The organism is Veillonella parvula (genome assembly GCF_032575955.1).
GTDB lineage: Bacteria > Bacillota > Negativicutes > Veillonellales > Veillonellaceae > Veillonella > Veillonella parvula_J.
The window spans coordinates 37,119-61,432 of record NZ_JAWFXN010000004.1; the positions used below are offsets into that span (position 1 = coordinate 37,119).

At 40.9% G+C, this 24,314-nt stretch carries 23 protein-coding genes; all 23 read right to left on the minus strand.

Going from position 1 to position 24,314, the window contains the following annotated elements; translation table 11 throughout:
- Positions 1-3 precede the first annotated feature (3 nt).
- The 23 genes from E7L28_RS05400 to E7L28_RS05510 all read right to left on the minus strand — a co-directional run bounded on the left by E7L28_RS05400 (position 4) and on the right by E7L28_RS05510 (position 24,313).
- Positions 4-960, minus strand: coding sequence for a DUF2232 domain-containing protein (locus tag E7L28_RS05400; protein WP_021148697.1), 957 nt, complete (start codon positions 958-960; stop codon positions 4-6).
- A gap of 177 nt (positions 961-1,137) precedes the next feature.
- On the minus strand, positions 1,138-1,617 hold the full coding sequence (locus E7L28_RS05405; RefSeq protein WP_101928550.1) for a DUF4411 family protein: 480 nt from the start codon (positions 1,615-1,617) through the stop codon (positions 1,138-1,140).
- 11 nt (positions 1,618-1,628) lie between these two features.
- Positions 1,629-2,744 carry an ImmA/IrrE family metallo-endopeptidase gene (locus tag E7L28_RS05410; protein WP_156697312.1) on the minus strand — a complete coding sequence of 372 codons (1,116 nt, stop codon included), beginning with the start codon at positions 2,742-2,744 and terminating at the stop codon, positions 1,629-1,631.
- Positions 2,745-2,904: 160 nt separating this feature from the next.
- The gene (locus E7L28_RS05415; RefSeq protein WP_083791382.1) at positions 2,905-5,073 is read right to left on the minus strand and encodes a ribonuclease J; all 2,169 of its coding nucleotides are present in this window, start codon (positions 5,071-5,073) and stop codon (positions 2,905-2,907) included.
- Between the two features lie 395 nt (positions 5,074-5,468).
- A complete protein-coding gene (locus tag E7L28_RS05420; RefSeq protein ID WP_058948253.1) occupies positions 5,469-6,545 on the minus strand; it encodes a DUF805 domain-containing protein in 1,077 nt (358 codons plus the stop codon).
- Positions 6,546-6,598: 53 nt separating this feature from the next.
- The gene (locus tag E7L28_RS05425; RefSeq protein ID WP_316692356.1) at positions 6,599-7,396 is read right to left on the minus strand and encodes a uracil-DNA glycosylase; all 798 of its coding nucleotides are present in this window, start codon (positions 7,394-7,396) and stop codon (positions 6,599-6,601) included.
- Positions 7,397-7,812: 416 nt separating this feature from the next.
- Positions 7,813-8,586 (minus strand): ABC transporter ATP-binding protein, encoded by a 774-nt coding sequence (locus E7L28_RS05430; protein WP_316692354.1) that lies wholly within the window; start codon positions 8,584-8,586, stop codon positions 7,813-7,815.
- Between the two features lie 11 nt (positions 8,587-8,597).
- Positions 8,598-9,350, minus strand: a complete 753-nt coding sequence (locus E7L28_RS05435) for an ABC transporter permease (protein ID WP_316711486.1) — start codon at positions 9,348-9,350, stop codon at positions 8,598-8,600.
- Between the two features lie 10 nt (positions 9,351-9,360).
- Positions 9,361-10,314 (minus strand): ABC transporter substrate-binding protein, encoded by a 954-nt coding sequence (locus E7L28_RS05440; RefSeq protein ID WP_316711487.1) that lies wholly within the window; start codon positions 10,312-10,314, stop codon positions 9,361-9,363.
- 322 nt (positions 10,315-10,636) lie between these two features.
- Positions 10,637-12,268: an ArnT family glycosyltransferase gene (locus E7L28_RS05445; protein WP_316692133.1), complete on the minus strand. Its 1,632-nt coding sequence runs from the start codon at positions 12,266-12,268 to the stop codon at positions 10,637-10,639.
- Positions 12,269-12,278: 10 nt separating this feature from the next.
- Positions 12,279-12,866 (minus strand): DedA family protein, encoded by a 588-nt coding sequence (locus E7L28_RS05450; protein WP_008602158.1) that lies wholly within the window; start codon positions 12,864-12,866, stop codon positions 12,279-12,281.
- 250 nt (positions 12,867-13,116) lie between these two features.
- Complete coding sequence (locus tag E7L28_RS05455; RefSeq protein ID WP_118091237.1) at positions 13,117-13,905, minus strand: ABC transporter ATP-binding protein; 789 nt, start codon at positions 13,903-13,905, stop codon at positions 13,117-13,119.
- Positions 13,902-14,903: a FecCD family ABC transporter permease gene (locus E7L28_RS05460; protein WP_316692134.1), complete on the minus strand. Its 1,002-nt coding sequence runs from the start codon at positions 14,901-14,903 to the stop codon at positions 13,902-13,904. Before E7L28_RS05460 ends, E7L28_RS05455 begins: the two co-directional genes overlap by 4 nt.
- Positions 14,887-15,819, minus strand: coding sequence for an ABC transporter substrate-binding protein (locus tag E7L28_RS05465; protein ID WP_316692135.1), 933 nt, complete (start codon positions 15,817-15,819; stop codon positions 14,887-14,889). Before E7L28_RS05465 ends, E7L28_RS05460 begins: the two co-directional genes overlap by 17 nt.
- 194 nt (positions 15,820-16,013) lie before the next feature.
- Positions 16,014-18,077, minus strand: coding sequence for a TonB-dependent receptor plug domain-containing protein (locus tag E7L28_RS05470; RefSeq protein WP_316692137.1), 2,064 nt, complete (start codon positions 18,075-18,077; stop codon positions 16,014-16,016).
- 166 nt (positions 18,078-18,243) lie between these two features.
- On the minus strand, positions 18,244-19,047 hold the full coding sequence (gene tolA, locus E7L28_RS05475; RefSeq protein WP_316692139.1) for a cell envelope integrity protein TolA: 804 nt from the start codon (positions 19,045-19,047) through the stop codon (positions 18,244-18,246).
- Positions 19,048-19,055: 8 nt separating this feature from the next.
- Positions 19,056-19,460 (minus strand): ExbD/TolR family protein, encoded by a 405-nt coding sequence (locus E7L28_RS05480; protein WP_004698134.1) that lies wholly within the window; start codon positions 19,458-19,460, stop codon positions 19,056-19,058.
- A complete protein-coding gene (locus E7L28_RS05485) occupies positions 19,457-20,068 on the minus strand; it encodes a MotA/TolQ/ExbB proton channel family protein (RefSeq protein WP_315307549.1) in 612 nt (203 codons plus the stop codon). The genes E7L28_RS05480 and E7L28_RS05485 overlap by 4 nt, the downstream gene beginning before the upstream one ends.
- A gap of 306 nt (positions 20,069-20,374) precedes the next feature.
- Complete coding sequence (locus E7L28_RS05490) at positions 20,375-20,596, minus strand: DUF2922 domain-containing protein (protein ID WP_315307548.1); 222 nt, start codon at positions 20,594-20,596, stop codon at positions 20,375-20,377.
- Between the two features lie 222 nt (positions 20,597-20,818).
- Positions 20,819-21,025 (minus strand): DUF1659 domain-containing protein, encoded by a 207-nt coding sequence (locus tag E7L28_RS05495; protein ID WP_004698290.1) that lies wholly within the window; start codon positions 21,023-21,025, stop codon positions 20,819-20,821.
- Positions 21,026-21,250: 225 nt separating this feature from the next.
- Positions 21,251-21,997, minus strand: a complete 747-nt coding sequence (locus E7L28_RS05500) for a BUD32 family EKC/KEOPS complex subunit (protein ID WP_316711488.1) — start codon at positions 21,995-21,997, stop codon at positions 21,251-21,253.
- A gap of 478 nt (positions 21,998-22,475) precedes the next feature.
- On the minus strand, positions 22,476-23,351 hold the full coding sequence (locus tag E7L28_RS05505) for a CoB--CoM heterodisulfide reductase iron-sulfur subunit B family protein (protein WP_004698224.1): 876 nt from the start codon (positions 23,349-23,351) through the stop codon (positions 22,476-22,478).
- Positions 23,351-24,313 (minus strand): succinate dehydrogenase/fumarate reductase iron-sulfur subunit, encoded by a 963-nt coding sequence (locus tag E7L28_RS05510; protein WP_008714753.1) that lies wholly within the window; start codon positions 24,311-24,313, stop codon positions 23,351-23,353. The genes E7L28_RS05505 and E7L28_RS05510 overlap by 1 nt, the downstream gene beginning before the upstream one ends.
- Position 24,314: the final 1 nt, after the last annotated feature.

Consider the following 24,314-nt stretch of genomic DNA (forward strand, 5'->3'; position numbering starts at 1 on the left):
TTACTATTGACGCGCTTTGTAACGTGTCCGTAAATCTAAAAACATATCTATAACACCAAATATCGCTAGTGCTTGTCCAAAGAAGAAGGCATATACACCAAGTAATATCCACTTCAATTTATTACTCATGCGATAACTACTCATTAAATCTGCTAAAGCAGCAAAGCCATGAACAGAACACATAGAACTACCAAGAAGAACTAAATTATTACTAATAGTTGTAATCCATGAAGACTCCATATTAATATGTGGAGCGCCATAAATCCCAATGATACCAAGTGCATATAAACCAGCACTCCAAATAGGCATCTTCCATTCTTCAATCGGTAAAAATCGAGGTATGGAAATATGTAATCGCTTGCCTAACCATATAGATATCTGAATTGTTACATAACTATATGCTACTGCGGCTATTGCCACAGCTACAAAAAACATATCCTTCAAAGAAGCAGTAAGCTTATTCATTCTTTCTAAGAATAAATCCGCTTGCTCTTGTGTCATATTAGGATTTGTTTGTAACGCCTGTTCTGCTAATGTACGAGCTTGTTCAGTTATTTGAGTATCTATCATTGATAAGTCAATACCAGATATATATACTTGTGAAATTAGGCTAACTAATACAGCAATAAACATGGCAATACTAGGAAGTAGTAACCGTTTAATCGTTCCCAACGAAAGACGATTGCCTTCTCCAACCCCTACGCCTACAACAGAAAATAACCCTACGGCCAATCCATTCCATGGTCCGAATAACACTACTGACAAAAATGTAGTAATAACGGCTGCCGATATACTATACTTGCGGCCCCATTTTGTTCCAATTATTCCAATCGCTGCAGGCGTAACCAAAAATGCTAAAAAAGCGAAACCAGGCACATATACACTGATAGCACCTAGCATAACACCTATAGCACTAACAAACGCAGTTTCTACCATCGCTCTTGTATTTGTTTTATTCATAAATCACCATTCTTACATAAGAAGATATATTAATTGGTATCTTTTAATTATAACAGTTTAAAAGGGTAACTTCAAATACCCCATATAGTAGACAATTGCGATAGTGGTGCTATTTATAGTACTGGCAATACATATAAATAACGAAAAATAGGGAGCCACCTAAAGTAGCTCCTCATCTCATATTACCATATGTAATTGACGCATCATTTCAAATACATTCACATATGAAACATCAAAATGCTCACATATATCCGGTATTTTGACTTTCGTAGTGCTTGGTCCCGCTAAGGTTTCGTGGGTTACAACCACACCCCTGCGGACACTCGCATAAGCTATAAGCCAAGGATCCGCTTTAGCCAAAAAGCGATGTTTTTCTGCATCCTTATATTGTTGATTTGACATCACATATTCAGCGATATCTACATATGAATTTTGTATCTCATCATCATTTGTCGCTTCAGTAAATGTCAAATAATGAGTGTTAAACCAAGTAGATAACTCATCATTACCGCTCATAATTTCATTTTTAATGTGATCAATAGTTAAAATATTACCTCTACTGCGAGATATCAACTCATTCCAGAACGATGGAACAATATCAAACCCATAATAGCGGTTCTTTGCATCTATAAAGGTATTACTATCAAGAACATACATAGTTTTTTCTCCTAAAAACTATACTCATTCACATATTTTGTAAAAGTACTACCACGTAAGCCTAACAACTCATACGCATCTCGATACGCCAATTCACCTGCTCGAGCAGCTTTGACAACAGTACGACTAAAACTTTCACCCAACCGAGCGTGAGCAGTGACATAAAAATCCCCACCACCTCTTGTCTCTCGTTCAGGTAAGCTTTGTAATCGCTGATTAAAACGTTCCACTAGTCTATGATATTGAATTCGAGTAATATATCCATGCTCTAATGCTATACGATAGATAACATATTCACTCACCTTAAAACGCTTAGCTACGGTCTCATAATCCTCCAAATGTTCATTCCATACTGGAATAAATCGAGATTCCGGCACAAGAAATTCACCTGCAAAGCTGTTACAATACGGCTCAGAAGAGCTATCAGTAACGCCTTCCTCACCTAATAATATATGACAAAACTCATGAATAATCGTAAACAGCCTCCCATGATTCGAATCAGCTCCATTGATAAAAATAACAGGTGCATAAGAATCAATTAATGTAAACCCTCTAAACTCATCGACAGATAATTTACGTCTAGTGTTAGAGCCCACAATACCGTTAACAAATACAGTAACACCGATAGCCTCGATGCGTTCACGTATATATGTAAACGGATCTGCTATACCTATTTGCCAACCAGCCTCTATATTTAATAACGAATAAGCTTGATGCACAAGACTTCTGCTATCCATGTGTTTAGAAAAACCCCCTACATAAGATAACGCATCTATTCCTAAATTAAGCTTTCGATATTGACTCAACCAATCTTGGCGAATCTGCATATCATAAATAGTATCTCTTAACTCAGGACTATATGGCCTATCAGGGATTTCACCATTTAGTCTTCTAAAATCAGTAATCTCTTTATCCGATAACTGTGGAGGATTCTTTAAATAAATATACCCTAACGGTACATTGGAAAAAGTAGCTAATGCCTGTATTTGGCAAATTGTCGGATGCACACTGCCGGCAATCCACTCTCCATACTTTGGAAACCGCTTATAAAAAGCTTCATAACCTTTACCACTATATTTAGGTAACCAGTTTAAAATAGCTCCACTCACCGGAAACCGTCCGGACATACCCTCACCTCCCTTTCCCCTTTATTACTCTTCTACTAAATAATATTCGCTACTTATTATAAAATTCCTACTTTGATTACATTAATTTTACAATCATATACCAATGAAAAACAAGCAGTTGTTAAATAAATATTTTAACAACTGCTTGTCTTAATTATATCTATACGTCTTGAATAATTGGCAAGATCATAGGGCGACGACGAGTTTTATCATAGAAGAATTTACCCAATGCGTCACGTACGTTTTGCTTAATGGTTGTCCAGTCTTTGATGCGTTGCATTTCGCAATCTTCAAGAACTTGTTCTACACGGCGCTCCGCAGCAAGCATGAGTTCTTCTGCGTCACGAACATATACGAAACCACGAGATACGAGGTCTGGACCAGCTACGATAGTACCGGAAGCTTTATCCATCGCCATAACGACGATAACCATACCTTCTTGTGCCAATTGTTGACGGTCACGGATAACGATATTACCTACGTCACCAACACCAAGGCCATCAACGAAGATAGCGCCAGCTTGTACGCGGCCACCTTTGCGACCACCATCTTTATCGAATTCAAAGATTTGACCATTATCACCGATAAGGACTTTCTTAGGATCTACGCCCATGGCCACACCAAGTTCACCATGACGGCGCAACATGCGATACTCACCATGAACTGGGATAAAGTATTCCGGACGAACAAGGTTAAGCATTGTTTTAAGCTCTTCTTGGCTCGCATGACCAGATACGTGAATACCACGGTCTTTACCGTATACCACATTACAACCTAAACGAAGCAAGTTATCGATAGTTCTACCTACAGCACCTTCGTTGCCTGGAATTGGTGTTGCAGAAATGATAACAGTATCATTCGGTGCCAATTCTACAGTGCGATGGTTGCTTGTTGCCATACGGGACAAGCCTGCCATCGGTTCACCTTGAGAACCAGTCGTTAAGATCATGATTTGGTCATCTGTGTAGTTGTGCATTACATCAACGTCGATGATTGTATTTGGTGGAATATTCAAGTATCCGCGTTCTTGGGCAATTTCTGTAACATTGACCATGCTGCGGCCCATAACTACAACCTTACGGTTGAACATAACCGCCGCATCAATAGCTTGTTGGATACGGGATACGTTGGATGCGAATGTTGCCAAAACAACGCGGCCTTTTGCTTCTCCAACAGCTTGTTTAATCGCAGGACCTACGGAACTTTCAGAACCAGTAGTACCTGGTTTTTCTACATTTGTAGAGTCCGATAATAGCGCTAATACGCCTTTGTTACCGAGCTCAGCAAATTTGTGCATATCCATCAAACGGCCATCAACTGGGGTTTGGTCAATTTTAAAGTCCCCTGTATGAAGAACCGTCCCGATTGGTGTATTAAAGTATACAGCGCAGGAGTCAGGAATGGAGTGATTTGTTTGGATGAAACCAACAGTCACTTGACCAATTTGAACTTCATCGCCGGCAGCAATCGTACGCAGACATTTTGGAGATACCTTATGTTCTTTAAACTTGCCTTCGATTAATCCACAAACGAGGTTTGTTGCGTATACTGGGCAACTAATTTCTTTCATAAGGTATGCCAAAGAACCGATATGATCCTCATGACCATGAGTAATTACGACAGCTTTCACGCGGTCTTTATTCTCGATAATATAGCTCATATCAGGAATAACGATATCTACGCCAAGCATATCTTCACTAGGGAATGCAAGCCCAGAGTCAAGAACGATGATTTCGTCCTCGTATTGGAAGATAGTCATATTTTTACCAATTTCACCAAGACCACCTAATGGAATGATTTGGAATTTTCCCTTGTTGGCGCCATTTGGTGTGCGACCGACTAATTCCACTTGTTCCTCTTGATTGTTCCAACCTGTAGAACGATTATTTGAGCGGTTATTATTGCGGTTCTGACCATTTTGACCATTGCGACCATTATTAGTACGCGTATTACGTGTATTTTCACCACGCGGTGCACGAGTTTGACGAGTTTTGCGTTCTTGACCTTCACCTTGTTCGGCATTGCGACGTGTATTTGTACGGCGAGTCGTATTAGTACGGCCACCATTCGCACTTGTGCGAGTATTTGTAGAACGGCGTTGGCGTGTTGCACCTTCACCTTCACCAGCTGTTTGTTGGCGCGTACGACCTTCGCCAGCAGGGCGACGTGTATTTGTACGGCGACGCGTTTGTTTTTGCTCGCCTTCAGCCGCAGCTGTAAGAGTAGCAGTTTTTGCTACTGTTGGTTCTGCTTTCACTTGCGCAGTAACCTGATTATCTGTTGTATTCACAGTTCCTCCTAAAATTTTGTTCATTAATTTATTTAACATAGTTTTTCTCACCTATCACTTGAATTGATCTATGCCACGAGGAAATGTCACACAAAGAAAAAGGCGCTATTATACTAGCGTCTCGTCAAATGGGCGCAAAAATGCGCTATCAAATTTTGCCGTTCCTAGTTTGTGTGCCATTTGCCGTAGCAAATGAGTATAGTGCACTATCAGATGCTTCAACCGCAAGAGACTTCTATTTTTATCTCAATCCGATACGCAGTGCAATATAGTCCGATCTGTTTTGATGAAAGCCTCACTTTCATACGTTGTGCTCATTATAACATAAAAACAACATAAACAAAAGAGTTCTACGCTTGATTCATCAAAAGTAACATAAAATTTTACTACTACTTAAAAGGGCGGCTCAAACCGAACCACCCCAAAGCATTTCATTATTTATCATCTGGCATACTTTTATAAAATCCTTCAATATGCCATTCGCCATTTTCTTCGACCAGAGATATGTAGCGTGTCATGTGCGCAGCCTCAACCGCGCCATCTCCGGGTTTAGTGACTTGCAGATCCGCTTCGTAAATGATGCGTTTCATGCTGTTTATACGAGTGATACGACTCGCACCTAAGGACCCGACAACCACCTTCGGCGCCGACTTCATAGATTCCATCCATTTTTGCTTTTCTACGGGATTCGTCTTAGTCTGATTGATAACATAGGTGAAAGCCTTATCATAGTTCTTTTCATTGACGGCATCAAAATAATCGTGTATCGCATCCCGTGCAGCTTCATCACTGCCTTGACCGACAATGATGTTCGTAAACCATCCGCCCAGCTCCAGTTCACTTTCCGGTCCCATATAACGAGCCGAAACACTGCATACGCAGATAGCACTCACCAGCAATGCAACGAGAATTCGAGTGGTGAAAGCACTGCTCGTAGGCGATACTTTCATAATAGATGCCAACCGTTTGTCAATGACGATGTTCCTTAACGCCTCACCATATTGATTGGCCTTCGGTTCACCCTTCTTACACAGTAGAGCAAATAGAATTATTGGCCCTATAAAAGGTATTAAAACAAAAAATAGATGTTCACTACTTTTACCGGTATCATGAAGGCGACGGATACATAGAGCCCCCAACGGAATTAGCAAGACTAGACCGATGATTGTCAGTAACATCCATGCCAACAGGATTAAATAAATACCCCTATGAAGCACCGCCGTAAGTCCATAAGCAAGCGCCAGAATTCCAACGATAACTAATAGCCACAACAAAAAGAACCGCAAAAATTCTCCTTTAGACGCGCGGCCATCTGAATTCATAAATTTGTGGCCTACCACATAAAGAAATGTATCCTTATAACTCAACTGATAATGCGCCAGCGGATAGATAATATCCCCTTCCGGTGCAATTCTCTCAACCTCCACCGCAGTCGTATACTGCCCGCAATGCGGACAGAACATGGCCGCCTCGTCACAATATTGACGGCAGGATTCACAATAACGTTTCATATGTAATACCTTCTATCTCAAAACTCTCTCTATATATAGCTTCAACAAGATCTTTACGGTATAAATTGGCCTATAGCTTTAGCAAAACCTTCACGGTATAAATTAACCCCACCGTTAGCGGGATGTCTAAGACCGATGGCTGAAAGACCGAATCGCCCCATCGTGTCCGCCGATTTTTGACCGACAGCGAGCACGAGCGACTTCGGTCCACCTAATTCGGTATGCAATGCCAGCAGTCTTTTCGTATATTCCCAACCTAGCTGCTGCTCCGACTCGGTCGGTGTCCGATTAGTGAGCGGTTCGTCCGCCTTATGAGGATGAAAGGGAAATATATTCCACAACAGTGCATCGTACGGATCGATTCCCTGTTCAATGATGGCACTCCATACTACCGTATCCGTAGGTTCGTTGAACCCTTGTTCCTGTTGAGTCCGTTTCAGCATTGGACTCACAGGGGAGCTAGTTCTTTGTAATGTAACAGGCGTTATCTGATGCGCCCGAATCGTTTTATGCTTATCCAGCAACATGCGCTCACAGGTAATGGCAATGCCCGAAAAGCGCCCACCTTGATATCCGACAGCCTCCGCCACCACAAAGATCTTGGAGCGTCCCAACCGCGGCAGCAAATACGCCATCAAATTGTTACGACGCACCTGAGCCGCATCAAAATCAGGCCGAACAATTTCGAGGTCAGGATTCACCTCGCCCCATGGATTATGAACAAGCTCGCCCCTATATTGACCGAGCCAGTCTATAAACTGCTGTACTTTTGCAATCTGATTCGTATCAAACGAGGTCATATATTCATCAAAAGACAGCGTTTTCTCTTCCTCTGATGTAAATAAGGACATAGGCTCTCCCCCAATTTATACTACCGAACCATATAATAAATAATGCTGTATATCATGATTATCAATCCTTTATATACTGTATTTATACACTAAATCCCATAATAATACAATTCATATATTACGATATCCAATCATGATATGTGATAATATATCTGATAATCACGCACTACATAAAATGTATACCGTTACTATATTATAATAGCATCCATTTCTGAAAGTTTGATGCGAAATTAATATTCAAAATATCCACATGCAACAAAATATAAAAAACTGTAATTTCAAAGCGACTTTAGATTCTCTACCATCAAAACGACAGGCCTCATTTAACAGCCTTGATGGTAATGAACGATCCTACTATCTTTGAAACTACAGTTTTTGTTGGGCTTCTGTTGCTACTAATATATACAATATCACATTTATATATAAAACTCGATTTTGTCTTCTTTGGCGAGTTGGAATTGTTCAAATATGTGATTTCGAATATTGACGAAGGATGCGGAGGTCCTGTCCGTCCTATCGATGAGATTGACGGGGATGATCGTTTGCACCCGTCCCGGATTAGCGGCGAGCACTACGACACGATCCGCAAGGACTACAGCCTCTTCAATATCATGCGTAACAAATACGACCGTTTTACCCTCTTCACGGCAGATGCGGGAGATTTCGTCCTGTAAATTAATGCGTGTCAACGCGTCGAGGGCCCCAAGCGGCTCATCCATAAATATAATATCCGGATCGACCGCTAGCGCCCGCGCAATGGAAACACGTTGCTGCATCCCGCCGGACAACTCCGCCGGATAGCGATTCCGAGCATGATCGAGCCCCACCATTTTCACGTATTTATCGATAATATCAGGTCGCTCTTCCTTTGGTACATTCTTACTTTCAAGACCCAGTTCAATATTGCTTTCCACCGTTCGCCACGGTAACAGTCCGTAATTCTGAAAAACCGTTACATACCGCAATTGGGGTGCTTTCACCTCTGCGCCATCAATGGTAATAGAACCCGAGGTAACGAGCTCAAAGCCTGCCATAGCATTTAAAAGCGTACTTTTACCGGACCCGGAAGGACCTAAGAGACAAATAAATTCACCTTGTTCAATGTCCAGATTAATATTCTCAAGGATGGTGAGTGGTTCTCCATCTTTCATAAATTCCTTGTGTGCATTGCGCACCGAAATGTAACCCATGCGTCCACCTCCTATTTCTCAATGCCCCAACGTCTATAAATCCATTTTTCGATGAGGGACACGCCCCAATCAAGCAAAAGTCCCACAAAGCCGATCGTCAGAATCGCCACCATCAGGAGGTCGTTGCGCAAATTGTTCCGCATATCGATGATGAGGAATCCAAGACCCGTCTGGGACCCTACCATTTCCCCCGTCACCAGGAATATCCACGCCGTGCCGAGCGCGATGTGAAGTCCTGATGCAATACCGGGAAACACCGCGGGCAATACAATTTTAAATAACAATTCCGGCTGCTTGATACCAAAATTTCGAGCCACCTTGATGTATACGGGATCGATATTCTGAATCGCGGACACCGTGGACAATAGAACCGGGAAAAACGCCGCAATAAAGATGATAACGATGGCAGGCGCCTGTCCGATACCGAAGAACAGAACGATAAACGGCAACCATGCTACCGGTGAAATGGGACGAATCACCTGAACGATGGGATTGATATAGTTCCAAATGCCCTTATACCAGCCTAAAATGAGCCCCAGGAAAACGCCGGCTACGACGGAAATGATATAGCCTATGAAAAAGCGCACCAAACTGTCCGCAATATCCTTGAACAATACGCCGTCCCCGATGAGTTCCCCGAAGCCGAGCAGCACCTTGTACAGCGTCGGCAACAAGGCTTCGTTAAATCCGCCGATGCGGACAACCAGCTCCCAAATCAGCCAGACCGCGATGAACGCCCCCGGCACATATGTGTATTTCTTCATGGTCTACCCCCTATGGCAATAGCGATGTATCTACAAACTCTGAATAACTCGGCACCTTTTTAATCAAATCGACATGGGTCATGTGATGCACGAGCGCCTTATAACGCTCCTCGGTGAGGGCCAAATCTCCAAACCCAATCACCTGCAAGGAACGCTCGATAACAGGATCCTTGAACTTCATATATTTCAAGGCAATCTCCTTTTGCGCCTCCGGATGCTCATCTAAATATGTACCTGCATCGAGATAGGCTTTTGTGAAAGCCTTCGCCAAATCGTGGTGTTCATCGATGAACTGACCGTTGAACACGAGGGCGCAGCAGATATTGTCATGCCATAAGTGATCAGGGTCTTCAAAGACCTTTCCGGCGCCCATTTCTATGGCAAGAGAACCGAAAGGCTCAGCCACGCTATACCCAGCGATTTGACCGACCGACAATGCGGACGGCATTTCAGGAGGACTCATCTCCACTATCTGTACATCCTTCTCACTAAGGCCTGCCCGTTCAAGCATGAGGTCTACAAGAATTTTTTGAGTTGATTGCTTATGAGGGATAGCAAAGGATTTACCTTTCAAATCCTGTACAGAATTAATGTCGTTATTTACAACGATAATGTTGCCTTCCGTATGGCCTAATGCCGCTGCGCGCACATCAATTCCCTGTTCACGAGCCTTTACGCCCAGTTCAACGAGAACGGCTGCAGCATCTACTTTACCGGTGTTGAGCGCATCCATGAGTTCCGGCCAGGAACCGTATTTAACAAGCTCTACATGGACAGGACCATCCGCTGTCTCCAATTCCTTCGTAGCAAATACGGGCAGCGCATGAGTAATCGGTAAATACGCAACGCGTACAGTTTTTAATTCTTGGGCGGTCTTCGGTTTACTGTATTCATGATAACCATACGCCACCCCACTTACTACCAACAGCACGATAGCAGTGATTAGATACCAAGTTTTTTTCATAGTGTCCCCTCTTTCTACCTCACAACAAGGGGCGTTTATGACTCATGTCACTTTTTCGCATTTTTCTAAACCTTAGATGAAATAAGGCTTTAGAACACCTCGTCTTTTAAACTTAATATAACCTACTATATCAATATGTATTAATTATGTCAATAAATCATATTAATATTGTAGGTATTATTATTTATGTACGAAAAATATCAATATGCACAGAATCATATTCTCTTTAAACAAGCATTTAACTAAGAATGACAAACATAACAAAAAGCAGGTAGCATCCGTTGAATACTACCTGCTTTTAATGTTTATTAAGTTTTCACAATTATTTGAATAGAGTCTTTTTATTTAATATGTAAACTTCTGATGTACCTGCTTCACTAGACTCAGATACATGTGGATAAATGGAGGACTGACGGAAATGCTTAACCTCCCCTTTAGGAACGATTAACATAAGTGGCTTACCAGATTCGATAGTCTTATTAAATTCCTCTTCACTTACTTGTTCCATAAGATATTTCTTCTGCCATTCAGCGCTACGTTTTTTCAATTTATCTCGATCATCCCAGCGACTTTCATCACCATTAATCTTGATAACCTTATGGCCCGTATAATACACAACAGCCGTACTATAGCCGTTATAGTAATAGACATCCCCTTCATAGGAATCCACTACTGGAACAACATCAATATTACTACGTTGCTTAACGAATGGCTCTAAACCTTCCATAACAACTATAGAAGATATAACCATCGTACCAAGGACAATAATTGTAACTAAACGATATCCTCTTTTCGTATACCATGTATAGAACATAGCCAATATTGCCATAGCAACCACGACATAGAGCAAACAATAAAAACCCCATGGTGCGAAGAAAGAACCTGCTACATAAGCAATCCACAAAAGCAACGTCGGCCCCATAATAATCCATTTTAAGGCTCTAGATTTGCCTTTGCGAATAAGCTTCATAACGCCCAAAGCACCGATAGCACTAAATGGGACTAAGCTAACAAAGGTATATAGAGGGTATTTTGTTGCCATCAAGGTGTAGAATAGCACAATTCCAACACCCCAAGTCATATTATAGATAAACCCTGTATGACGTTGTTTAAAGCCATCGATTATACCGTAAATAACAGCACCCGTCCACGGCATAGAAGCACCAAGGAAGATAGCGAGATAATACCACCACACATTATCTTCTGGATGTTCCGACTGAGTAGCACGCGTTACATTGTGAAGTCCTAAGAAGCCATTGATAAAGTCTTGACCATGAACACTATACATGTATACATACCACGGCAAACAAACTACACAAAAGGCTAAAATGCCACGCCAATCGAAGATGGCTTTCACCATAGACCAAGAACGATTAATACCTGCAAAAACAAGTAGAATCATACCAGGCAACACAATGGCTACCGGACCTTTAGTGAGTACGCCTAACGCAGCGAATACATAGGCCACAATCATGGCATACGGTTTCTGTTCCACCAGTCCCTTGTAGGAGTAAATCATGACCATCAATGTCGTATAAAGGAGCACCATATCCGTAATAACGCCATGAGCTACGGTCCAGAACATGAGAGATGTGCCTAGAACGGATGCCCCAATGAGACCAAGTGCCCACTTACCGCTCATGGTACGCGTAGATTGATACATGGTCGCCACCGACAAAGCACCGAAAATAGCACTCGGTAGGCGCACCACCCAATCAGCAATTCCAAAAATTTTAAAGCCAAGAGCAATGAGCCAATAAATCATGATGGGTTTATCGTACCAATAAGTACCATAAATCTGCGGAGATAGCCAATCACCTGAAAGAACCATTTCCTTTGCCGTTAACGCATAATTAGATTCAACGGGATCTGTAACAGGCAACATATTATTGCCAAACATATAAAACACTAGCCACACAATAAATACGACTGGTGTTAATCGAGAGAGTTTCATAAGGGCCTCCTTATCGACGATTACGATAGTATCTAAAGCCCAGTACTACAGCTATAATGACAAATACAACGATCATAACAATCAAGAACTCATGATTGTACTCGATAAGGTCTTGCCAATTTTCACCAAGTACCTTGCCTAAGTAAACGAGCAAAATCGTCCAAGGAATCGTACCGAGTACCGTCCAGATGATGAAATGCCACATGGGATAGCGTGCCATTCCTGCAGGGAAGGAGATAAAGGTACGAACACCAGGTAAAAGTCGACCAAAAAATACAGCTACACCGCCATATTTATTAAACATCTTTTCTGCCAGTTCAAATTTATGTTCATTAAAGAATATATATTTACCATATTTCAATAATAAAGGGCGCCCACCATGCTCACCCATCCAGTAGGATACTATAGAACCAACAATACCTGCTAAGATACCTACCACCATTGTTGTATGCATATCAAATATGCCTTGAGCTATCAAATACCCCGCAAAACCAAGTACGATTTCACTTGGAATAGGCACGTTAGCATTTTCTAGAACCATTGCAATAAACATGGCCGTATAGCCATATGTTTCCATAAACGAAATAATATATTCCACTATTTTACCTCATTAAAAATCCCCATCCGGGTTCTATAATGTACTTATGCTTGTACATCATTTCGTGAAAATTTCACCCAACCATTTGGTACACCATATATTTTACCATAATAAAGAGACCCTCACCACAGGTGGGGTCTCTTTAAGGTATAAACAGTATGCAATTTTCGAAATAGCTTTTTTGCTATTGTGTACATTTCAGTAAAAACAGCTAACAATTAACTAGTATATAGCATTTAAGTTCCTCTATTTAAGCAAGACCATATGGTACACATATAGGACATGTTTCTTCACTGCGAGGACTTTGTAAAATATCCGCTTTAATACCGAACCACTCTGCTAAATTCTCTGGGGTCATCATCATATGCGGAGTTCCATCACCTACAATAGCTCCCTCTTTAATAGCAATAATGCGGTCACTATAGCGCAAAGCTAGATTCAAATCATGGAGCACCATAACGACCATAATATTTCGTTCCCGCTGTGTGCGTTTAACTAGCTCCATCAACTCAATTTGATGGCGACTATCGAGATAGGTAGTCGGTTCATCGAGGAGTAAAATATTCGGTTCTTGCGCCAAACTTAATGAAAGCCATACGCGCTGCCGTTCACCGCCGGATAGTTCCCCTATTTGCCGATACCGATATTTCCATACATCTGTGCATTTCATCGCCTGCTCCACAGCAGCTAAATCCGCATCAGATAGTTCCTTAAAAATCGATACATACGGATTTCGTCCGGATCGAACCAACTGCTCAACTAACATTCCTTCAGGGGCGGTCGTAATTTGCGGTAACAAAGCTATATGACGCGCTAATTCCTTTGTATTCCACGAATGTAAAGATTTTCCATCTAACGATATAGTCCCTTGTTTTATCTTGATAAGCCGCGCCAAAGCTTTCAAAAACGTTGATTTTCCCGAACCATTTGGACCAATGATAGATATTATTTCCGGTTTATCAAAGACGATAGATTGATTCTCCAGTATCAATCGTTTCCCATAGCCTACCGTTATATTATCGACGGTTAACACACTCATCTTCGCCCCACCCCTTTCAATAGATACAAGAAGAATGGAGCACCCAAGAAGCTCATCAGTACGCCTACAGGAATTTCACCAGGCGCAATCATCATGCGCGCCAATGTATCTGCATAAACAATTAATATACCACCAAAGACCATGGACGTAGGAATCAAGTAACGGTAATCCACACCTACGATGAGGCGCGCCACATGAGGCACTATAAGACCTACAAATCCCAACATCCCCGACACGCTCACCGCTGATGCGGCTAACAAAGAGGCTAATACGAGCAAGGACAATCGACATCTTTCAACATGCACCCCCAAGGTACGTGCTGTATCATCGCCTAAACTGAGTAATGTAAGCCATCTGATAGATATCATAGATCCAATAATGCCTATAGCCGTATAAGGCCAGATCATCATCACATCGTCCCAGCTGCGCCCTACAAAACCACCTGCCATCCAGCTCACCGTTCCTTGAACACGATCTGGATAAAATACGGATAGAATCGTATTAAACCCGCAAAAAAAAGCAGCCACAGCCACACCAGCCAAAATAAGGCGTAACGGATTGAGTCCACCTTGCCAAGAAATCCCATAAACCAAAAACGATGCCACTAACGCACCAACAAAAGCACCAATAGGAACAAGCATAACGTAAGTAGGCATGAGAATCATAATAATCATAGCCGCCAAAGCACCGCCAGAGGTAATGCCGATAATTCCGGGATCCGCCAAAGGATTTCGCAAGATACCTTGTAAAATCACACCAGCTAAGGCAAGATTCATGCCAGCTAAAAAGCCCACTACAACACGTGGTAAGCGTATAGTCATGATAATTTGACCAATTTTCGATGTGTCGCCACCCGTTATGATTTGGTATAATTCGCCCCAAGTTAATGGAACGGCGCCCAGTTTCATACTCAGCAACACCCCTGCTATTAACAGAATCAGCGCAGCCACAAAAACGCGTAGGCCACGACGTTCCTGCACATTAATGAGATTGTCCATATAACACCTTTTCCGCATATAATAACACTTGATCCATTCGAGCGGTCGGCACCGACGCAAACAAAGGACCCGGCAAGACCTCTATATTCCCATTAGCAACAGCAGGTACATTCTGCCATGCCGGCGTTTTAAAAGCCTTTTTAAAAGCTGCTATATCTTTCTCACCGCTACTACCATGATTAATCAAGATAACCTTGTCACAATCAAGAACGGCCATCGTCTCCAGATTAAGCGGAATATATCCATCCAAAGCATTCTCCGATACATCCTGCGGCAAATATACATCAGCCACATTTTTTGCCCCTAATCTTTGGAGAATATCTCCCACATATGTTTTACTGGAGGCTAGTTGGTAACTCGTAGGTGTCCCAAAAACGATGAGGACACGCGGTGCAGACTCATCTTTATGACGCTGTATGATTTCCGTTAGGATATCATTATATTTCTGGACCAACGCAGCCGCCTCCCTATCATGACCAGTCATGGTGCCCACATGTCGAATATGGTCCATGATGTCATCATAATTGGAGGATAAGTGGTAAAAGCTAGGAATATGATTCGCATTAAAAGCTTTGCGCAACGCCGTTTGAAACGGCATGGCAATGCCGATAACGAGATTTGGGTCGGACATAATAATTCGTTCAATACTTGGAGATACAGCACTATTCATATTCGGATACTGTGCAATTTTAGCCTGCACATCTGTCGGTAACTCCCTTGAATTTACTACGCCTACGGGGCTAACACCTAAAGTGATAAGCAATTCACTATCCGCCGAAGAAATAGATACTACACGACTTGCTACACTTGGCAACGACACAATTTGCTTCGTATCATCTTCAATCTGAATAGCACCTGCCTCGCTGAATACCTCTCGCTTGCCTTCAAAACTTATAACCGTAGTGAAAGATCCCACAACGGCAACAATCCCCAATAAACATAATAACGGCTTATTGATAATGATCACCTCGCAGATTGCTTATGCAAGCTAAACCTCATACATTATAGTTTCAAATTAATGCCACTATATTACATACACCAATACATATGCATATATTTCATTCATACATTAAGGCCTCAGCATTTCATGCGTACATTAATGTCTCACTATTACATACGCAAGTTAAGACCCATGCGATAAGTAGCGCCATGAACATCCCGTAAGTCTTGTTTTTCACCAAATATATTTTCAACCCCTACATACATGGATGCATTGTCATTCAACTGACGAGTAACCATGACGTTCCAAGTTTGAATATTTTTCTTTTTCGGGATACTGAGACGTGGGTTAACAACGATAGCATCAATGCCATCAAGGTAATTAATATAATAATTACCCCAGAACGCGCCAGTCCAGCGACCTTGATGATAATTAACACCACCACTGAATACATGGCGACCACGGTTTAACAGACGGTCGTGGGTCACGTCATTTTTCGCATCCAAATATGTATAGTTGCCGAATACATCCCATTTATCATTGAGTCTATGATTTACAGATAATTCCACACCTTGCAATACAGCACGAGGTAAATTGGAATACGAAACATAAATTCGGCGATTTGCCATATCAATACGATTAGCACCGCTTTCAATATAATTTTTAATAACATTGTGGAAATAGGACGCCTTAACATTTGTCCGTTTCCAATCTTTTTCTACAGAGAAATCAAAGTTATAAGAGCTTTCAGGTTTCAAATTAGGATTACCTTGCAAATATATATCGAAAGTTCCTAATCGCCCTCTCGGCACATTAGATGCCATAAGCCAATGATGATACATTTCCGTCATACCAGGTGTGGAATAGCCTGCACCGTAGTTCATTTTAAAGCGAAGACTATCATTTGCTTTATAGGTAACACCAATCTTAGGCGACCAATGGCTATCAAATGCATTTGACGTATCGTAACGTACTGCAGGAATAATTACCCATTTACGACTAGGTTTCCATTGATGTTGTACAAAGTAACTACCGTAATTAATGGTTGCCTTACCTGCGGTATCTGTAATGCCTTCTCGAGTTCTTGACCATGCTATGGAGCCATTATTAATACGCGTACTAATCGCTTCTTGACGGCGGAATTGAACGCCATACGTCAAGAGATTCTTCTTATCAATTGCCGTGTTAACCTGTGCGTCTGTAATCCATTCTTTATTATAATATTCATCCCAAATGGATAGTTTTTTTATGCCACCCGTGCGCTTATATTGATCATAAGTGTCTTTGTAATGATTGTAGTAAGACTGCACCATAAGCGATGACCGACCGCGACGGCCATTCCAACGAAGACCTGTACTTGTAGTAGTCGTATTTTTATCAACCGATTGAGTTAATGAGCTACCCTTTTTCGTATTCATATCCAAGTCTTCAGTTTCTCGATCTATAAAGAAGGAAAATTTATCCCTTTTTCCCGCTTGATAAGATACGTCAAAATGAAGCGGTATCCGATCACCATGATAATTATTATCCGAGCCAGAATCATTATTACCCGCTATATTCCTGCGAATACCTGCACCAATCGATCCATTCCACTTTCCTTTTTGCCCGCTACGAGCCAATACATTGAAGTTATACCCTGTCGCACTCGATGCATCACGACGAGATATTTCAGTATTAACCTCTACACTTGGCTTTCTAGATTGCTTTGTAATAATATTAATAACCCCACCGTTCGCCTCAGAACCATAAAGGGCACTCGACGGACCACGCGTTATTTCGATACGCTCCACATTATCCATGCCTTGGCGAAGCCAGCCCATAGCGTTAGCTCTCGTTTTCGTCAATTCTCCCGTAACACGTCGTCCATCAATAAGAATTAATGTATGACGAGATTCGGCACCACGCATCGTAATATTTTGTCCACCGTGGGCATCGGTGCTGAAAGCAACGCCTGGCACACTTTGTAAGGCTTGCTCTAAATTACGATATTGGCGATCTTTAATTTCTTCTTGTGAAATAATCGTTGTCGCAATTGGCACATCGCGAACTAAAGCCTCCGTACGAGTAGCCGTAACCGTAATATCTTTCATGCGTCTTGACTGCTCATTACTCACAGTATTTTGAGATTCATTCACACTATCTACACTTGTAGAACTATTATTTTCTGCACCTACCACACCTGCAACAGACGTTAGACATACAACACACAATAGTGCTGCCCATGACTTTTTCATCACACACCTCCAGAAAATATATTAGGGCTCTAATAGTATAAAACGATATCTAATCTCAATTATATATTCATCAGAAATAACTATCAATATTATTTTATGTTATCAAAGTAATATATATACATATAAAAAAACTAGTATCCATAAAGACACTAGTTTTTCATTATACTTATAAATTATAGTGAATTGTAATATCTGCATATTGCTGTGTACCTGTAGAATTTTCAGCACCGCCTACACTATAAGCATATTCCCTAGCATGTTCTGATAACATAGGGTCATCAGAATTGAGGACTTCCACACTGGCAACACTGCCACCTGGGGCAAAATAAATTCTTAGTGTCACATCACCTTGAATCCCCATAGTGTATGCATCTGTAGGGTAATTACTATTAATTGCACTTTGTAAATTACTCCAATACCCATCATAACTGAATGTGCCGCCACCACCGACATCAACTTCAGTACCTCCGGTACCTTCACGATTGCTAAGCCCTTCTCCGCTACCTGTTGGTGCGTACCCGATCCCAGAACCTTCAGCTCCGACAAGTCCACTCCCCGTATTGCTACCAACAGAAGATTGTTTAACCGTTCCTATTTCACCAGCACTCGCTTGTTGACTAGACGGACTTACATCACTTTTTGTAGGAACAGCAGAGTTCCCATTTTGTCCTCCGTGACCGGCTCCACCGTTATCAGGTTGAACTTTATTATTTTCCAATTCTTTTTGGTATTGAAGCTCATGAACCTTCTCTTCTTTAATCTGCTCTTTAATTTCTTCTACTTGTTTCTCCGCTTCCTGTTCCGTTAGAAAATTAATTTGCAAAGATCCGGTCATTTGAGATTCGATGTAATCAGAAAAGGAAATAAAAGCAACACCAACCGTAATAATACTGATAATAGTAGCAATAACAAAGGCTTTTTTATAGGTCATATGTGGATATTTCCACACATCTACATATTTTTTCGGCATAGCATCACCTATTTATTAACAGTGGCAATACTAATACTTGCAGCGCCAGCTACTTTCATATCATCCATTAACTCCACGACCTTACCATAGCTCAAATCCTTATCGGCACGAATAAGGAAATTTTGATTTTTATTCTCTCCAATCTTGGCTTTCACAGAGCTAATAAGCTGTTCTTTCGTCACATACCCATCATCTATCATCAGCTGCCCAGATTTTTCAAAATCAATTAAAACCGGGCGCAACTCAGCGGACTGCTGCGTTTTCGTTTTTGGCAGCATAATAGATAAGGATTGTTGTGGAATTGTATATATGGTGCTAATCATAAAAAATACGAGCAAGAAAAAGATGATATCAATCATAGGAATAACCATTAAAGTAGGCTTTTCTCCCTCCATACGACTCATTCGTTTCATGCAGCATGCCCCCGATCATAAGAATCTAAAACACGAGAAAATGAATCTTCTAAACGAGATATCGTCATGCGTACATGATGGGTAAATGCAGCATGGAAACATAATGCTACAATAGCCACGCAAAGCCCGGAAGCAGTTGCGACAAGGGCTTCCCCCACACCACCGGTAATAGCAGTAGGTACCGCACCGTCAGCACCCAATACCTGAAAGGCACCAATCATACCCGTTACAGTACCAAGTAAGCCTAACAATGGTGCTATCGTAACAATGGTAGAAAGCCAATCAAGGCCACGAGAAGCGTGCGTATAAACATGAGCCACCATATCCTCCATTTTAGACTGCAATACATTACGATCCTGACACTGTCCAATCACGCGAGGTAGATTATACGAAATATTAGCTGTATATTTAGATTCTAAGGTAGTTAATAAGGATTGCCAGTTTATTTCGCTCTCTTCTAATGCATCATTCAGAGCAAACATTTCCCGCTTCAATTGTCGATAATAAGCTATACGTTCAATCGCTATAGCTACGGCAATGATAAGGGCCACTAGTAACGGCCACATAACAAATCCACCATGTAAGAATAATTCCCAAGCCTCTTTCATCGTAAACCTCCTTTATTAACAGCTTAATTCTATAAACTTATTTTCTCCCCTACTAAACTAGTTTTAAATAAATCAAGTTGCATCAAAACGATAATCAAAATCACTTAATAAGTCTATCATATCATACTATATTTTCCAATATCATATAAATACCAGTCATTTTAAAGGATATTATAAATTATAAACCTGAAATAATTTTGAATTCACATCTCAATTACAACACAAAAAAGAGACCTCGCTTTGATCAAGGTCTCTTTTTATTAAATTATATTTCCACTAACAAAATCACATCGTACATAATCAGTACTATTGCAATTCAGTAGTTTGTGTCTTTACTTCGCGAGCCGTAGTGAATGCTACTAATTCTGCATCACCAGCACCAAGAATGACTTTGTTAGCCACTAATGCATTAGCCGCTGTTTTAGCATCTTGTAAAGTAATTCCAGCACGAGGAGCACTAATTGTGACTGATGTGCTTTTACCACCGACCGTAGAAAATGTAAGATATACAACGCGTTTTTCCGCCATGTGGGCGCCTCCTTTCACGTTTCATAAACAAGTTCATCGAATCTAAATAGACTATATAAACAAGTTAAATTACAAATATGCCTATCTTCGATTCATATCAATAAGGATGGGAATGTGTGGACTTGCTATTTCTACACCTCTTTACGACTATGTGAGAATGTACGAAACCAGCAATAAAAATGTGTTTGGATCACCTAAAACAAAATGGTAGAAAACCTACACTTAATGTCCTAAGGATACTTCATTGACGCGGACCACGTCGGACAAACTGTGGTCATACAAGGCTGCCAGCGCATTACCAACGGTTTTCACATGATCGTCAGACGCTTCTTCCGCAACACGAGTATAGGTTACGTCTTTGTACTTCGGCGCATCTTCGGTACCGATGTTAAAACGCAACACCAATTTAGTGCGTTTAATATTGGCCATCGTATCACCTCCTTTCACCCTCTTATATTCCTGAGGCCCTCATTCGACAACCCTCTTGCCGTTATTTAAGGTACTTATGGTGAAAGTAGCTGAACTCTGACTGTAATACTATGAATTGAAATAGAAAAAGACCTCTACCTAATGTTATCTAGAAGCTTATCAATCTAGATAACACCGGTAAAGGTCTATAAAGTGCTCTTACTATGAGTACTATCCATATACATATTATTCGGTTTTCAAAGCCAACATAAAGTCATATGCTTTAACAGCGGCTTCAGTGTCTACAAAATGTAGAGGATTTAACATACGACAGAATTTAAAAAGATATTCATGTTTACCCAGAATGTCTTTTATATGTAGAACGGTCTCACGGGCTGTACAAGCTGAGCTATAGCCATTCATCATAGCATATAGATAACATATAGGTAAATTATCCTCTCGGAAAAAACTGTGAACAAAGATGAGTAAATCCCAGCCTTGCGGTGTAAACTCAGGCCAACGACGGCTATTCTCCCAATCTAGCAGAGTAATCTTATCTTCTTCTGGCTCATAAGTAATGTCTCGCATGGCAGGACGACCATGACTTAAACCATAATCATGCAAGCGACCCAATGTCTTGCCAAACATATAAAAAATATGACTTAACATATCTTGCAAACTATCATCCTCTGGATGTTGAGCAGGCAATTGGCTATAATATGTTAACGTTTTGCCACAATCTTCTGTAACAAAATAATGTTCTCTAAAACCAGCAATAACAGGAGCTACTGGTAATTGCGTATTCACAAAACAAATCTTGTAAAACTCATAATCAAAAGAAGCTCTAGGTGCGGGTTTAATCCAACTAGAGCGATGGTTACTTATATCCTGTTTTACAAAGTACTGTTTGTTGTTAAAATCCACAGAAAAAACACGATGTTCTGTCTCTTGATCAATCATTCGATCGATATATTCTAATAGCATATCATTCATTATTTTCCCCCGTATATACACTCTATAATGCTAATCGCCCTCTCAAAGCATAATAACTAGCATTTCCAATATAATATCTCCCAAATTTATATTGTATAGTCTAGTATATATAGCATTATAATAATTTATGAATTGCAACATATTAGCTATTACTCATATAAGTGTATACAATTTGTGTACTTATTATACTACAATTATCAATCGATATCAAAATCAAATTTATTTATAAAGTTAGTATTTTACTGTATTTATTTTACATTTATCGGTTTATATATATTTCACGATTAATATTTCAGTACACTTAAATCCAAATCTATTACTATTACTATTACTATTACCATTAACATTACTGGAGCTCTATTTATAAAAAAGAAGAACCCCCTAGCCTAAGCTAGGGGGTTCTTCTGGTAATTATGATAATAGGTTTAGATTCAGACTACTATATAGATCAACTCTGATCATGCCTAAATCAAACGAATTAACCTACAAATTTTGTCACTGCCGCAGTATCAGTTAAGTGACGTTTAGGCATACCCATTTCAGCAGGAGAAATGCCAAGAGCAAGACCTACTAATTGGGACATATGCAAGATTGGCATATCTTTGCCACCGCCTACAACTTCTTTAGCTTCTTTTTGGAACATATCAAGTTGCATTTGGCAAAGTGGGCAAGGAGTTACTACACAATCTGCGCCTTCTGTAGCTGCATCTTTGTTGATGGAACCAGTCATTTGCATTACGGAATCATGTGCAGGGTATACAGCATGGAAACCGCAGCAATCAAGTTTACGGGAGAAGTCGATTGGTGTAGCACCGATAGCAGAGATCAAATCTGCTAAAGATGTAGGCATTTGATAATCTTCGAAGCCCAGTTCAGTTTGAGGACGAAGAATATGGCAACCATAGTATTCAGCTACACGTAAACCAGTTAACGGCTTAACAACTTTAGCTTTCAATTTATCCAAACCGTAATCGCGAATCAATACCCATAAGAAATGAGTAATATCAGTTGTACCGCGGTATTGTTTACCGATTTGAGCCAATTTTTTATTAACTTCGTTCTTTTCTTTTTCGTTTGCATCAAGTTCATTTTTAGCTTCACGAAGCATCAAAGTACAAGTATTACATACAGTTAAAAGGTTTAAACCTTTTTCTTCTGCTAATGCAATATTACGTGCGTTTGTAGCAAGTGTAACTTCTGGAGCGATATCTTGAACGTGGGAAGCGCCGCAGCAAGTCCAGCCGTCAAGTTCTTCCAACTCAATACCTAATTTTTTAGCTACAGCAACTGTTGCTAAGTAATCTTCTTTGGCAGCGCTTTCAAGAACGCAACCTGGGAAAAATGCGTATTTCATTATTTGCTTACCTCCTCAGCTGCTTTCATAAGTCTGCGAACACCATCAATACCGTTTACAGGTTTTTGAGGTACTACAAGTTCAAATGGGTTGATTTTGCTGTGTTTCCACAAACGCAATGCATAGAATGCTTGTTTAGCGGAATCTACAACACCATCAGATTTCAAGCTCATAGAAACTTCTTTCAAGCGACCAGTTTTGTAAAGGTCCTCTTTGAAAGCAACTGCATGGCGAACGCCTTTGCTGTTAGTAAGACCAGCTTTTGTAGCTTCTTTACGCAAGTTGGAAATGTCTTGAGCAGGTTTTAAGTGTTTAGGGCAACGGGAGATACAGTTCATGCAGTGAACGCATTTCCAAAGACCATTGTCGAATGCAGGTTGAATGTGAGCCATAGGTGCATCATCACGGCTATCCAATACGAAACGGTTAGCTTTTGTGAATACATATGGTTCTAAGAAGTCGTCTTCGCGAGCAGTCAATTTGTTACATTCAGACGCACAGCAACCGCAAAGGATACATTCTGTACCAGCAACGAATTTTTTGAAGTCAGCTGGAGTTTGGCGAACGATTTTGTCCCCTTCGTTGAATTCAGCTTTAAGGAAAATCCAAGGAGCAACTGTTTTCAAACGATCAACTTTGGATTCCCAATCAACAACTAAGTCACGGATAACACGGAAGTTGCCGATTGGAGCGATTGTCAATTCGTCTGTGCCATAACGTTCTGTTAATTCATCGATTTTAGATTCACAGCCGAGCATCGCTTCGCCATTTACACGAATGGAGCAAGCGCCGCAAACTGCGGAACGGCAAGCTGCCAAGAATGTCAATGTTGGATCTTGAGTATCTTTAATTTTTTGAAGGCCCCAGAGGATTGTACGGTCAGGTTCGTAATCGAATTTGAAAGTCTGTACAAACGCGCGACCTTGTTGGTAACGGTGAATATGGTAGGTGATTTGTCTCATC

What these genes read in the sequence shown, in the direction of transcription:
- E7L28_RS05430 (WP_316692354.1), bottom strand. Translation starts at nt 8,586, where the DNA reads ATGGGTTACATTTCGGTGCGCAATGCACACAAGGAATTTATGAAAGAT.
- E7L28_RS05445 (WP_316692133.1), bottom strand. Translation starts at nt 12,268, where the DNA reads ATGAAACTCTCTCGATTAACACCAGTCGTATTTATTGTGTGGCTAGTG.
- E7L28_RS05500 (WP_316711488.1), bottom strand. Translation starts at nt 21,997, where the DNA reads ATGAATGATATGCTATTAGAATATATCGATCGAATGATTGATCAAGAG.
- E7L28_RS05455 (WP_118091237.1), bottom strand. Translation starts at nt 13,905, where the DNA reads ATGAGTGTGTTAACCGTCGATAATATAACGGTAGGCTATGGGAAACGA.
- E7L28_RS05460 (WP_316692134.1), bottom strand. Translation starts at nt 14,903, where the DNA reads ATGGACAATCTCATTAATGTGCAGGAACGTCGTGGCCTACGCGTTTTT.
- E7L28_RS05435 (WP_316711486.1), bottom strand. Translation starts at nt 9,350, where the DNA reads ATGAAGAAATACACATATGTGCCGGGGGCGTTCATCGCGGTCTGGCTG.
- E7L28_RS05400 (WP_021148697.1), bottom strand. Translation starts at nt 960, where the DNA reads ATGAATAAAACAAATACAAGAGCGATGGTAGAAACTGCGTTTGTTAGT.
- E7L28_RS05420 (WP_058948253.1), bottom strand. Translation starts at nt 6,545, where the DNA reads ATGAAACGTTATTGTGAATCCTGCCGTCAATATTGTGACGAGGCGGCC.
- E7L28_RS05405 (WP_101928550.1), bottom strand. Translation starts at nt 1,617, where the DNA reads ATGTATGTTCTTGATAGTAATACCTTTATAGATGCAAAGAACCGCTAT.
- E7L28_RS05485 (WP_315307549.1), bottom strand. Translation starts at nt 20,068, where the DNA reads ATGAAAGAGGCTTGGGAATTATTCTTACATGGTGGATTTGTTATGTGG.
- tolA (WP_316692139.1), bottom strand. Translation starts at nt 19,047, where the DNA reads ATGCCGAAAAAATATGTAGATGTGTGGAAATATCCACATATGACCTAT.
- E7L28_RS05425 (WP_316692356.1), bottom strand. Translation starts at nt 7,396, where the DNA reads ATGTCCTTATTTACATCAGAGGAAGAGAAAACGCTGTCTTTTGATGAA.
- E7L28_RS05415 (WP_083791382.1), bottom strand. Translation starts at nt 5,073, where the DNA reads ATGTTAAATAAATTAATGAACAAAATTTTAGGAGGAACTGTGAATACA.
- E7L28_RS05505 (WP_004698224.1), bottom strand. Translation starts at nt 23,351, where the DNA reads ATGAAATACGCATTTTTCCCAGGTTGCGTTCTTGAAAGCGCTGCCAAA.
- E7L28_RS05470 (WP_316692137.1), bottom strand. Translation starts at nt 18,077, where the DNA reads ATGAAAAAGTCATGGGCAGCACTATTGTGTGTTGTATGTCTAACGTCT.
- E7L28_RS05490 (WP_315307548.1), bottom strand. Translation starts at nt 20,596, where the DNA reads ATGGCGGAAAAACGCGTTGTATATCTTACATTTTCTACGGTCGGTGGT.
- E7L28_RS05410 (WP_156697312.1), bottom strand. Translation starts at nt 2,744, where the DNA reads ATGTCCGGACGGTTTCCGGTGAGTGGAGCTATTTTAAACTGGTTACCT.
- E7L28_RS05440 (WP_316711487.1), bottom strand. Translation starts at nt 10,314, where the DNA reads ATGAAAAAAACTTGGTATCTAATCACTGCTATCGTGCTGTTGGTAGTA.
- E7L28_RS05495 (WP_004698290.1), bottom strand. Translation starts at nt 21,025, where the DNA reads ATGGCCAATATTAAACGCACTAAATTGGTGTTGCGTTTTAACATCGGT.
- E7L28_RS05480 (WP_004698134.1), bottom strand. Translation starts at nt 19,460, where the DNA reads ATGAAACGAATGAGTCGTATGGAGGGAGAAAAGCCTACTTTAATGGTT.
- E7L28_RS05510 (WP_008714753.1), bottom strand. Translation starts at nt 24,313, where the DNA reads ATGAGACAAATCACCTACCATATTCACCGTTACCAACAAGGTCGCGCG.